Source organism: Bradyrhizobium sp. SZCCHNR3119, assembly GCF_032487775.1.
Classification (GTDB): domain Bacteria; phylum Pseudomonadota; class Alphaproteobacteria; order Rhizobiales; family Xanthobacteraceae; genus Bradyrhizobium.
Genome location: NZ_JAUEUV010000001.1, coordinates 2666393 through 2679304 on the forward strand (window position 1 = coordinate 2666393; position 12912 = coordinate 2679304).

General features: G+C 64.6%; 7 protein-coding genes. 5 read left to right on the forward strand and 2 right to left on the reverse strand.

Annotated features, from left to right (window positions below; genetic code table 11):
• The first annotated feature begins 111 nt into the window (after positions 1 to 111).
• A complete protein-coding gene (locus QX034_RS12470) occupies positions 112 to 1290 on the forward strand; it encodes a DNA topoisomerase IB (RefSeq protein ID WP_315702292.1) in 1179 nt (392 codons plus the stop codon).
• Positions 1291 to 2279: 989 nt separating this feature from the next.
• On the opposite strand, the gene bamA is transcribed toward QX034_RS12470, so the two are convergent.
• On the reverse strand, positions 2280 to 4796 hold the full coding sequence (bamA, locus tag QX034_RS12475; protein ID WP_316195427.1) for an outer membrane protein assembly factor BamA: 2517 nt from the start codon (positions 4794 to 4796) through the stop codon (positions 2280 to 2282).
• Positions 4797 to 5721: 925 nt separating this feature from the next.
• Here bamA and QX034_RS12480 point away from each other — a divergent pair.
• From QX034_RS12480 to QX034_RS12490, 3 genes are all read left to right on the forward strand, one after another.
• On the forward strand, positions 5722 to 6936 hold the full coding sequence (locus tag QX034_RS12480) for an aminotransferase class I/II-fold pyridoxal phosphate-dependent enzyme (protein ID WP_316195430.1): 1215 nt from the start codon (positions 5722 to 5724) through the stop codon (positions 6934 to 6936).
• Positions 6937 to 6949: 13 nt separating this feature from the next.
• A complete protein-coding gene (locus QX034_RS12485; protein WP_316195432.1) occupies positions 6950 to 9415 on the forward strand; it encodes a DNA translocase FtsK in 2466 nt (821 codons plus the stop codon).
• Positions 9416 to 9615: 200 nt separating this feature from the next.
• Positions 9616 to 10377 (forward strand): outer membrane lipoprotein carrier protein LolA, encoded by a 762-nt coding sequence (locus QX034_RS12490; protein ID WP_409977481.1) that lies wholly within the window; start codon positions 9616 to 9618, stop codon positions 10375 to 10377.
• Positions 10378 to 10547: 170 nt separating this feature from the next.
• Here QX034_RS12490 and QX034_RS12495 read toward each other — a convergent pair whose 3' ends face one another.
• Positions 10548 to 11900 carry an IS1182 family transposase gene (locus QX034_RS12495; RefSeq protein ID WP_316195434.1) on the reverse strand — a complete coding sequence of 451 codons (1353 nt, stop codon included), beginning with the start codon at positions 11898 to 11900 and terminating at the stop codon, positions 10548 to 10550.
• 128 nt (positions 11901 to 12028) lie between these two features.
• On the opposite strand from QX034_RS12495, the gene QX034_RS12500 reads away from it, so the two are divergent.
• A complete protein-coding gene (locus tag QX034_RS12500) occupies positions 12029 to 12844 on the forward strand; it encodes an exodeoxyribonuclease III (RefSeq protein ID WP_315702288.1) in 816 nt (271 codons plus the stop codon).
• Positions 12845 to 12912 lie beyond the last annotated feature (68 nt).

Here is a 12912-nt window from a genome sequence, read left to right on the forward strand (position 1 = left end):
ATCCGTGCATAAACGCCCTACATGCCGCCATTGTTGTGGATAACCCGGCCGGAACCAAAGTGGAGGCAGGGGCATTAAGCGGGTCAAGAACAGAACAAGGCGTCTAAACCGATGAGGGATCAGCAGAATTTCGATGGGCTCCGGTCCCGTGCCGCCGATCCTGACGTCGCACTCGCCAAGGCTCTCGGCCAGTGGCCGCCCAAGCCGCCCCGCCGGAAGCTGTCGCTGAAGGACCTTTCCACCGCCAAAGCCGCAGCGAACGCCAAAACGACCGTCGAAGAACTCGCCACCGAGCACGGGCTGACGCTGGGCGACCAGAACGAATTGACCATCCGCCGGGTCAAGCGCGGCAAGGGCTACAGCTTCGTCCGCGCCAACGGCACCACGGTCCGCGATTCCAGCACCATCCGCCGCCTGCATGCGATGGCCGTGCCGCCGGCCTATCGCGAAGTCCGCTACTCCCCCGATCCAAACTCGCATCTGCAGGCGGTCGGGATCGATGCCGCCGGCCGACTGCAATACCGCTATCATGCCGACTGGGAGAAGGTGCGCGAGCACCGCAAGGCGCACCGGCTCGCCAAGCTGGTCGGTGCGCTGCCGAAGATCCGCCGCGCCGTCACCAAGCATCTGGCCGGCGACGAGCCGACCCGTGAATTCGCGCTCGCCTCGGTGATCGAACTGATCGCGCGCACCGCGATCCGTCCCGGCAACGAGTCCTACGCCAAGCTGAACGGCACCCGCGGCGCCACCACGCTGTTGAAGTCCAACGTCCTCCTGGAAGACGACTCCGTGGTGCTGACCTTCAAGGCCAAGGGCGGCAAGGCGGTGCGCAAGGAATGCGACGCCGCCAAGCTGGTTCGCGCCATCGGCGTCATGCGCCAGCTGCCCGGCCGCCGCATGTTCCAGTATCGCGACGCTCAAGGCGTCGTGCGCGCGGTCTCGACCACCCAGGTCAATGCATTCCTGCGAGAGATCGCCGGCATCAAGATCTCGCTGAAGGATTTTCGCACCCTGATGGCCTCGGCGGTGGCGCTGGAGACCTTGTCGCGGATCACGCCGGCGGCGAGTGCGCGCGGCCGCAAACGCCAGGTGCTGGACGCGGTGCGCGCCGCAGCCGACGAGCTCGCCAACACGCCGGCGATCTGCCGCAAAAGCTACGTGCATGACACCATCGTCACCGCGTTCGAGGACGGCATCCTGGAACGCTTCGCCGCGACGTTGAAGGGCCAGCGCTCGCAGAGCAAGCGCGAGCTGCTGCTGGCGCAGGTGGTGGTGGCTGCCGCGGTGTAAGCGGCACGCCGTCGCGTGGACCGGCATCATCGGCCAAGTTCTCCGTTGTCATCGCCCGGCTTGACCGGGCGATCCAGTATTCCGAGAGAGTGGTCGTCGATCGAGGGGCCGCGGCGTACCGGATCCCCGCCTTCGCGGGGATGACTGATGAGGATGCCGCGGCACCTCTTTCGAGCAGATACACCTTCGCATTCCCGCGGCGCACGTGCGTCCGGGTCATGCTCATCTTCCGCCCTCGAATTCGTTGAGGGCGCAGGGAAGGCCGGGAGCTTGCCGCCCCCATGGCCCGCCTGCGAAAAAAATGCAGGCGGCAGGTACCACAGGTTCGGCCAAGACATCCCGGCCTTCCCTGCGCGACGGCTTTAACGGCTGCTTCGCGTTCTCCCCGGTGCGCCGGGCTTTCTGGCCACCGTCATCCGCGTGATGCACCAGGCATCATCGCGAACTTGGCATCAGCGTCGGGATGCCAGGACCGCGCGACTTGACCGTGCGTGGCGACGTCGTTCGTCGGCGAACTAACAGCTCGCTGCAACGCCTTCACGCCCATCGCATCTCACCGCCGACGTCCGTGACGATCGCGATCCGCCCCTCATGTGGCGGCGAGACGAGCGGAATGATCGTTCTGATTTGCCCGACATGGCAAGGGCGCAAGCGTGCGACAAACCAACACGACGGGCAGTTTGCGCATGGGAGCGATGCTGCCACCGTCGCCGTCATTGCGAGCGCCGCGAAGCAATCCAGAGCGACGGACGGGACTCTGGATTGCTTCGTCGCTTTGCTTCTCGCAATGACGGTGGCAAGCATCACGCCCAACGTCAGCGGCGGGATATCTCCCATTATGCGATCTCATTCCAGCATGCGGGCGTGATCCCGGGCTCGTGCTTCGCACGCCCCGGGATAGCAGCGGAGAGGACGGCTCGCGGTCTCCCGCGAGGCCAAGGCGCGCGCCATCGCCCTGGCCGACCAATCCGCCTCCTGAATGACTCGCCTCAGAACGAGGTCCCGCCGCCGAACTTGAACTCCTGCACGACGTCGTATTTGCCCTTGGTCAGCGGCACCGCGTAGTCGAAGCGCAGCGGGCCGAAGGGCGAGGCCCAGATCAGGCCGACGCCGACCGAGGTGCGCACCACCTTGCTGTCGTCATATTGCAGGCCGCATTTGCAGGCTGCGGAATTGACCTCGCCCGTTTGTGCCCACGAGGTCGGGCCCTGATAGCCCCAGAGCGAGCCGGCGTCGGCATAGACCGCGCCTTTCAGGCCGACTTCCTTCGGCAGGAACCAGAACGGCATCTGCAGCTCGGCCGAGGCGCCCCAATATTTGGTGCCGCCGAGCGCGTCGCCGGTGGCGCCGAAATTGACGTAGGTGATGTCACGCGGCCCGATGCCGTTGGAGGCGAAACCGCGCACCAGGTTCGCGCCCATCTGGAAATGGTCGAGCATGCGCAGGTCCTTGTCGCCGACCTTGTTCAGGATGCCGCCCTGCAGATGGATGACGCCGACGATCTCCGACACCAGCGGCGTGAAGTATTTCGCATCGACCGCGGTCTTGAGATAGCTGACGTCGCCGCCGACACCGGCGAAATCCTGCTTCCAATCGATCAGCAGGCCGTCGGTCGGGTTCTTGTTGTTGTCGAGCGTGTTGTAGGACAGCGTGTAGCCGATCGCCGAGGTCAGCGCGGCGCCGTCGGAGAGCTCCTTGCGCACCGGCAGAGTCGATTCGCCGTCGGCATAGCAACCCCAGCCGTAATAGCCCGAGCTGGTCGAATTGGTCGGGTCCTTGCCGCCCAGCACGTTGGCGATATAGGCCGGGGTCGGATTGAAGGCGAGCAGGCTGTTGGCGGAATTGTTGTTGCAGTTCTGATAATAGGACGGCAGCGAGATCTGCTGGCGGTACAGCGAATAGCGCAGCTGCAAGGACAGGTCTTCGCGCAGCTGGAAGCCGAGCCGCGGGCTGAAGCCGATCGTGGTCACGCCGTAGCTGGTGTAGCTGTTGGCGAGCTGCTGCTTGTAATAGACGTCGAGCCCGAGCGCGACGCGGTAATCGAGCAGGTAGGGCTCCACGAAGGACAGCGACACGCCCCGGCTATACTGGCCATAGGAGACCGACGCCTTGGCATAGAGGCCGCGCCCGAGGAAGTTCCGCTCGGAGATCGATACCTCAGCGAGCGCGCCGTCGGTGGTGGAATAGCCGCCGGACACCGAGAAATCGCCGGTGGACTTCTCCTCGAGGTCGACGACCAGGACCACGCGATCGCTGGACGAGCCCGGCTCGGTGGTGATCTTGACGCTCTTGAAGAAATCGAGATTCTTCAGCCGCCGCTCGGCCCGATCGACCAGCGCGCGGTTGTAGGCATCGCCTTCGGCGATATCGAACTCGCGCCGGATCACGTAGTCGCGGGTGCGGGTGTTGCCGCGAATGGTGATGCGCTCGATATAGGTGCGCGGGCCCTCGTCGACCGTGAACACGATCGAGACCGTATGCGCCTCGAAATTGCGGTCGCCGCGGGGACGTACGACGGCGAAGGCGAAGCCGCGACGCGACGCCTCGATCTGCATCTCCTCGACCGATTTCTCGACCTGCTCGACATTATAGAGCGAGCCGACACCGACGCGCGAAAGGCCGCTCAGCGATTTCGCGTCGAGTGCCGCGATCGAGGACTGGAAATCGACCGAGCCGACCCGGTATTGCTGGCCCTCGTCGATCTTGAAACTGACCAGGAAGCCCTTCTGCTCCGGATCGTATTCGGTGAGCGCGGCCACCACCTGCACGTCGGCGTAGCCGTTCTTCAGATAGAACCGACGAATCAGGTCGCGGTCGGCCTCGACGCGATCGGGGTCGTAAATGTCGTTGCCGCCGAGAAAGCTCAGCCAATTGGTTTCATGGGTCTTGATGATGTCGCGCAGGCGCGCCGCGGAGAAGGCATTGTTGCCGATGAAGGTCACCGACTTGACCGTGGTCTTCACGCCCTCTTCGATCGTGAAGACCAGGTCGACGCGGTTGTTCGGCTGCTCGATGATCTCGGGCGTGACGCGCACGTCATAGCGGCCGGAACGACGGTAGATCTCGGCAATTCGCGACGCATCGGACTGCACCATCGGCCGGGAGAACGTGCCGCGCGGCTTCGACTGCACCTCGGCCGAGAGCTGCTCGTCCTTGATCTTCTTGTTGCCCTCGAAGGCGACGCGGCCGATCACGGCATTCTCGACCACGGTCACGACGAGACGGCCGCCCTGGCGGTTGATCTTCACGTCCTGGAACAGGCCGGTCTCGATCAGCGCCTTCAGGCCGTCGTCGACCTGGCCCGCGTCAAGCGTTCCGTTCGGCGACGCCTTGAAATAGGAGCGAATGGTGTCGGCCTCGACGCGCCGGTTGCCTTCGACCGCGATCGAAGCCACGGCCTGCGCCACCGCGGGTCCGGCGCCGACGATCCCGATCAGGGGCGCAGCCAGCGGCATGGCGAAGATCATCAGGGCGAGCACGCCCCGCCGCAGTGTCAGACCAGTCATCGACGCTCTTTCGCATTCTCAATCCCCGCGCAGGCGCGACGCACGATTTGCGTCGGCACGCGCATTCGGAATCGGGTGATGCATGTGAAAGATGGTCAGTATGCGCCGAGTTCGTTTCGCGAAATTTCGAAAGATGCTGAGCGTGACTGATTGTTTCTAACTAGAAAGATTTCAGCCGCGACGGGCGCCGCTACAGGGATATGTAGTACATTCCGGCGCGCGATTTTGTGGCGCGCGGCGGCGGACATCCAATTCTACAAATCGAGATGTTCCGCTGAATTGGCAGGCTCCAGAAATCAATCTCTACAATTCTTCGAATGCCGGCAACACGCGAGAAAAACTGCGGTGCTAGTGTCAGCTCATCCGAACTGAAGCCCCCAAGTCGGTTCGGGTAGGCCCGGTGCGCACAGATTCCCATTTTCATTCCGGCGCACCGGGCCGCCTTTTCGGCGAGACGATTGCTCACCCGATGGCGCGATGCTCACTCGTTGCGAGCTTCTCGTCATCACCCGTCGTGTCCCGGCAAGAGCGCGCAGCATCCTTCAAGACCGATGCCCCGGCCATTCACCCCCATGCTGATCCGAACGGCGGACGTGGATGCCCGCGACGAGCGCGGACATGACGAGCAGCACAACCTCCGCGTTGGACGATGTCCGCGTTGAACTGCTGCCGAGAGTTCCCCGACCATAGGCGGCAACCCTGCCGCAACCAGCGGCAGCCTGCGCCCGGCGAAGCGCCATAATCTCCGCCGCTGTGGCCAAAAAACTCTGGATTGGGGCGGCAAAACCGATCAAAACGACGGGACGAGCATGGCTCGTGCGCCGATGGTTAATCGCGTCTTAACCTCGCCTTATCTATGGTGACTTCATCCGCTTCCACCGGAACCGGGCGATCGGCGGCTTCAACAGGTTTGGCGCGTTGACGTATGGCAATGACCGCTTCATCCCCCGCGCCCGTGGGCGCCGGCCAGTCGGAGGGCGAACGCTCGCCGTTCGTACGGCTGACCGAGCTCCTGTCGCCCTATAGTCCGGGCAAGCCCTTGATTACGCTTGCCGTCGGCGAGCCGCAGCATCCAGTTCCGGATTTCGTCGGCCCTGTGCTGGCCCAGCACATCGCCGCGTTCGGCCGTTATCCGGCCGCCAAGGGCATCGAGCCGTTCCGCAAAGCCGCCGCACAGTGGCTGTCGCGCCGCTTCGCCCTGCCGCGGCCGCTCGACCCCGAGAGCGAAATCCTGGTGCTGAACGGCAGCCGCGAGGGCCTGTTCTTCGCCGCGCACGCCGCGCTCCGCCATGTCGGCCCGCGCCGCGGCCGGCCCGCGATCCTGATGCCGAACCCGTTCTATCCCGTGTACGGCGCCGGCGCCCGCACCGCGGGCTGCGAGTCGATCTACCTGCCGACCACGACCGAGACCGGCTTCCTGCCCGACCTCGATGCGCTCGACGAGGCGACGCTGGCGCGCACCGTCGCGTTCTATCTCGCCTCGCCCGCCAATCCGCAAGGCGCGGTGGCGAGCCCGGACTATTTCCGCAAGCTGAAGCGGCTCGCCGATCGCTACGGCTTTCTGATCTTCAGCGACGAATGTTATTCGGAGATCTACACGCAAGAAGCACCGGGCAGCGTGCTCGAACAGGCCGGCCCGGATTACGGCAACGTCGTCGCATTCCAGTCGCTGTCGAAGCGCTCCAACGTGCCGGGCATGCGGATCGGCTTCGCCGCCGGCGACAGGCGTTTTCTGAGCGCCTTTCACGAGCTGCGCAACGTGGCCGCGCCCCAGGTGCCGGTGCCGCTGCAGCATGTCGCGGTCGCGGCTTACGGCGACGAGGCGCATGTCGAGGAGAACCGAAGGCTCTACCGCATCAAGTTCGACCTCGCCGACCAGATCCTCGGCAACCGCTATGGCTACAAGCGGCCGGCCGGCGGCTTCTGCGTCTGGCTCGACGTGTCCGATCGCGGCGGCGATATCGCCTGCACCGTGAAGCTGTATCGCAACGCCGGCGTGCGCGTGGTGCCGGGCAGCTATCTGGCGCAGCCGCAAGCCGATGGCTTCAACCCGGGCGCCGGCTATATCCGGCTGGCGCTGGTGGCCGACAGTGAATCGACCGGCGAGGCGTTGCATCGGCTGGTCGAGGTTTTGGGTTAGCTCCGCGAGACGGATGAGGATGGCGACGATCGAACGAGTCATTCCCCTGGTCAACCACCTGCCGACGTCGCTCCGCGACGCGCTGGTGCGGCGGCTGCGCGAGCTCGTGGGCCTCGTCCTGATCGGCGGCGCGGCGATCGCGGCGGCGGCGCTGATGACCTGGTCGGTGCAGGACCCGAGCCTGAGCCACGCCACCTCGCGCCCGATCCGCAACATCCTCGGCTATCCCGGCGCGATCTGCGCCGACCTGTTGATGCAGATCCTGGGTCTCGGCGCCATCATGGTGATCCTGCCGCTCGCGATCCGCGGCTGGCGCATGCTCACCCATCGTCCGTACGATCGCGAGGCGCTGCGCTTCGGCGCCTGGGTCCTCTGCGCCGTGCTGGCCGCCGGGTTCGCCAGCTGCTGGCCGCATTCGCAGACCTGGCCGCTGCCAACCGGGCTCGGCGGCGTGGTCGGCGACGCGCTGGTGCGCGCGCCGGCGGTGGTGTTCGGCCCGCCGAGCTTCCTCTATCGGCTGGTGCTCGGCAGCATGCTCGGATTTGCGATGGTCGCGGCGCTCCTGGTCGCCGGCGGCCTCGGCGCGCGTGAGAGCGACAACGAGCTGGGCGCCGAGGAGGAGGACGAGACACCGTTGTCCGATCCGGACGAGGAGGACGACAAGGGCGCGGTCCGGCTCGGCTTCGTGTTCCACGCCATCATGAGCGCGAAGGCGCGCGTGGTCTGGTTCCTGACCACGGCCTATCGCGCTTTCGTCTCCAGCGGTCCGCAGACGCGCGCCGCCATCAGCCGCAACGAACCGACGCTCGCCGGGCGCAACCGCGCCAGCCTCGCCCCGAAGCTGGAGGACGAGGCCGAAGCGGAGGAGATCGAGGAAGACGAAGAGGAAGAAGAGGAGGAGGCCCCGGCCGCCCGCGCGCCGCGCAAGAAGCCGGCACCGAAGCCCGCCCCTCGCAAATCCGACAAATATGATCTGCCGTCGGTCTCGATGCTCGCCGCGCCCAAGGCCGCCGATCGGCAGCCGCTGTCGAAGAGCGAGCTGGAGGCCAATTCGCGCGCGCTGGAAGGCGTGCTGCAGGATTTCGGCGTGCGCGGCGAGATCGTCAAGGCGCATCCCGGTCCGGTGGTGACGCTGTACGAACTCGAGCCGGCGCCCGGCATCAAATCATCCCGCGTCATCGGTCTCGCCGACGACATCGCGCGCTCGATGAGCGCGCTGTCGGCGCGCGTCGCCGTGGTGCCCGGCCGGAACGCGATCGGCATCGAGCTGCCGAATGCGCATCGCGAAAAGGTTTATCTGCGCGAGCTGCTGGTGGCCAAGGAAGCGCAGGAGAGCGTGGCCAAGCTGCCGCTCTGCCTCGGCAAGAACATCGGCGGCGAATCGATCATCGTCGACCTCGCCCGCATGCCGCATCTGCTGATCGCCGGCACCACCGGTTCGGGCAAATCGGTCGCGATCAACACCATGATCCTGAGCCTGGTCTACCGTCTCAGGCCGGACCAGTGCCGCCTGATCATGGTCGACCCGAAGATGCTCGAGCTCTCGGTCTATGACGGCATTCCGCATCTTTTGACGCCGGTCGTGACCGATCCGAAGAAGGCCGTGGTCGCCCTGAAATGGGCAGTACGCGAGATGGAAGAGCGCTACAAGAAGATGGCCAAGCTCGGTGTGCGCAACATCGACGGCTACAACGCCCGCCTTGGCGAAGCCCGCAACAAGGGTGAGGAGCTGACGCGCACGGTCCACACCGGCTTCGACAAGGAGACCGGCAAGGCGATCTATGAGGAAGAGAAGCTCGACCTCGATCCGCTGCCTTATATCGTGATCATCGTCGACGAAATGGCCGACCTGATGATGGTCGCCGGCAAGGACATCGAGGGCGCGGTGCAGCGGCTGGCGCAGATGGCGCGCGCCGCCGGCCTGCACGTGATCCTGGCGACGCAGCGTCCCTCGGTCGACGTCATCACCGGCACCATCAAGGCGAACTTCCCGACCCGCATCTCCTTCCAGGTCACCTCCAAGATCGACAGCCGCACCATCCTCGGCGAAATGGGCGCCGAGCAGCTGCTCGGCCAGGGCGACATGCTCTACATGGCCGGCGGCGGCCGCATCAGCCGCGTGCACGGCCCGTTCTGCTCCGACGAGGAGGTCGAGAAGGTGGTGCGCCATCTGAAGGCGCAGGGCTCGCCGGAATATCTCGAAGCCGTCACCGCGGAAGAACCCAGCGAGGAGGACGGCGCCGTGTTCGATGCCACCGGCATGGGCGGCGGCGGGGGCGACGACCTGTTCTCGCAGGCCGTGGCGATCGTCAAACGGGACCGCAAGGCCTCCACCAGCTACATTCAACGCCGGCTACAGATCGGCTATAATAAGGCTGCTTCGCTGATGGAGCGAATGGAACAAGAGGGTATCGTCGGCCAGGCGAATCATGCCGGCAAGCGCGAGATCCTGGTGCCGGAGGAAGAGGGCGGGTTCTGACATCGCCCATTTGGCCCCAAACCGGCCTCATCTGTGTCGTCATGTTCACGCAATTACGATCACGCGGCCCGACCGAACCGAGTTAGAAACGCGCAAAAGCTCAGGACGTCGTTTTGAATAGCCCAGCCCCGAACACCTCAATTCCGTCGCCTTCCGTCGTGCGCGTCGCGCCGGCTCCTGCCGGCTTGGCGCTGGCAGGGCTGGTCATATTCGCGCTCACGGGCACAGCCGGCCATTGTGCAGCACAGACTGCTCCGCCGAAGGCCGCGAAGGGGCGCGATAGCACGCAGCTCAGCGCGTCCGAGAGCCAACGCGGCCAGCAGACCACCGCCACCACCCAGAGCGTGCCGCCGAACCCGATCATCCCGGACCCACGGCGCAACGTTCCGGCCAGTATTTTCACCACCTTCGATGCCAACCAGAAGGCCCAGGCCGCGAAGGTGAGTGCTTACCTGTCGTCGCTGCAGACGCTGGTGGGAAATTTCGTCCAGGTCGGGCCCGACGGCAGCAAGGTGAAGGGCGACTTCTACATCCAGAAGCCGGGCAAGGTGCGCTTCGAATATGATCCGCCGAGCCCGATCGACATCGTCGCCGACGGCTCCTCGCTGGTGGTGCGCGACCGCAATCTCGCGACCCAGGACGTCTACCCGCTGTCGCAGACGCCGCTGCGCTATCTTCTCTCCGACCGCATCGACCTGCTGAAGGACACCAACGTGATCGCGGTGTCGGCGGACGACATGTACATCAGCATCACGATCGAGGAGAAGCAGGCGCTGATCGGGACCAGCCGAATGCTCCTGATGGTCGGCGTCAAGGACGGCCAGCTCAAGCAATGGACCGTCACCGATCCGCAGGGCTACGACACCACGGTCGCGGTCTACAATCTCGACGCGACCAAGAAGCTCGATCCGAGCCTGTTCAAGATCGACTTCACCAATTATCCGACCACGCCGCCGGGCTGAGACCAGGCGGGTCCCGCCCGCAAGCGGCCTGTGGAGAGCTGGGGATAAGCGCCGCGACCGCTCGTAGCGCGACCCCCGGGTGCCCGCAAGTAGCCGATTCCGTTGAAAAAGTCGGCAGTAGTTTCGTCGTGAACGCCAGCTGTTTCGAGGACGAATTGGCGCGGTGTGGTTCACGCGGGCGTCGGTGTGGACATCGGGATCAGCTTGGCCATCTTACGAAGATTTTGAGCGGCTGCAGCCAGGGTGAACTCGTCGCGTGCGCCGTTCGGCCCTCTTAGTCGCAGCCGATCCAGCTTGAGAATGCGCTTGAGATGAGCGAATAGCATCTCGATCTTCTTGCGGAGTCGGCGCGAAGTGCGGCCCTCCCATGAGCTTGCGATCTCGCGTGCCATATCGCGAGCGCCCTCGTAGATCGAGCGCGGCACTTTTCGAGCCGGGGTGTTGGGGCAACATCTGCTTTTCAGAGAGCATGCTTGACAATCGTGCTTGCTCGCGCGGTAGAGGATCGTCCTATCGTCGTTCACCGGCGTCCCTGTGGTGGTTAGGGTTTTGCCACCGGGACACCGATAGACGTCCCCGGTATGGTCGTAGGTGAAGGCCTCCCGCGAGAAGGTCCCGTCGGTGCGGGCCGACTTGTCGAAGACGGTCACGTGCGGCTCGATCCCGTGCTCGTAGACCAACCACCCAAGCATCTCAGCGGAGCCATAGGCGCTGTCGCCGAGAAGTCGGCTTGGATAAAGATCGAACCTTTCGAGTGAACGCTCGATCATGCGCTTGGCGGCCAAGACTTCCGCCTGGCGGATCGCCGTGGTCGCCTCGACATCGACGATGATCGCGTTCTCGACGTCGACCAGATAGTTCGTCGAATAGGCGAAGAAGGCTTGGCCGCCGTGCGCTCCCGTCCAGCGCGCCGCCGGGTCGGAGGGCGACACAAACTTGGGCGTGACCTCCGTCGCGGCACCGAACGCGGCATCATCAAGAACGGCAAGGTACTCGTCGATCGCTCGACCCGCAGCCTCCGGCGGAAGCCCCTTATCGCCTTCGATTCCCTTCTGCCGATTGGCATCCGCCTTGATCAGGCTCGCGTCGACTGCGAACCCTTCGCCGCCGACCAGGCGCTCCCGGATGCAGCGGCGCAAGACGGTCTCGAACACGCGACGGAAGAGATCGCTCTCACGGAAGCGGCCGTGCCTGTTCTTCGAGAACGTCGAGTGATCGGGGACAGTTCCATCCAGACCCAACCGGCAAAACCAGCGGTATGCCAGATTGAGGTGGACTTCATCACAGAGGCGCCGTTCCGATCGTATGCCGAAGCAATAGCCGATCAGGAGCATCCTGATCATCAGCTCCGGATCGATCGAGGGCCGCCCGATGTTGCTGTAGAACGGCGCCAGCTCCCGCCGTAAGTCCTCAAGGTCGACGAACCTATCGATCGACCGCAGGAGGTGGTCGGCGGGGATGTGCCTTTCCAGCGAGAACTCATAGAACAACGCAGCCTGTTCGACTTGCCGATGCCCCATCATGACCTTCAGTCCTGCCCACTAGACAGACTGAATCACCGATATCTCTGCGTCGCAACCGCTGACTTTTTCAACGAAATCGGCCCAAGAAGGGCAGACTCCGCCACAATCCGTGCTATGACGCATCTCCCATGCGTCTCGTTCTCACCACCTGGAACATCAATTCGGTGCGCCTGCGCATCGATCTCGTCGCCAAATTCATCAAGTCGGTGCGCCCCGATGTGCTCTGCCTGCAGGAGACCAAGTGCATCGACGACGCCTTTCCGCTGAAGCGCTTCAAGCGGCTCGGCTATGAGCACATCGCGCTGAACGGGCAGAAGGGCTATCACGGCGTCGCCGTGATCTCGAAATGGCCGTTCGAGAGCACCGATGTCAGAACCTTCTGCGACAAGATCGACTCCCGCCATATCTCGGTGTCGTTCGGCGAAAAGGCCGAGCTCGCAAGGCCGCTGGTGCTGCACAATTTCTATGTGCCGGCTGGCGGCGACATTCCCGATCCCGCGCTCAATCCGAAATTCGAGCACAAGCTGCAATTCCTCGACGAGATGAAGGCCTGCGAGCCGCTGCACCCGCGCGGCGATGACCGCCACATCCTGGTCGGCGACCTCAATGTCGCGCCCTATGAGAACGACGTCTGGTCGCACAAGCAGCTTTTGAAGGTGGTCTCGCACACCCCGGTCGAATGCGAGAAGCTGCTGGCCGCGCAAGCGCATGGCGAATGGTTCGACGTGGCGCGCGAGCGGATTCCCCAATCGGAAAAGGTCTATACGTGGTGGAGCTACCGCGCGGCGGATTGGACGGTGGGCGATCGCGGCCGCCGGCTCGACCACATCTGGGTGTCGCGCGCGCTCAAGGACCAGGTCAGCGACTTCCGCATCCTGCGCGACGCGCGCGGCTGGGAGCGTCCGTCGGACCACGTCCCGGTGACAGTGACGCTGGAGGTCTGACGCCCCGATTCCGAAGTCCGCACCGCATCGCGGCGCATCCGGTTGCGAATCTCGGAAACGAGGAGCCG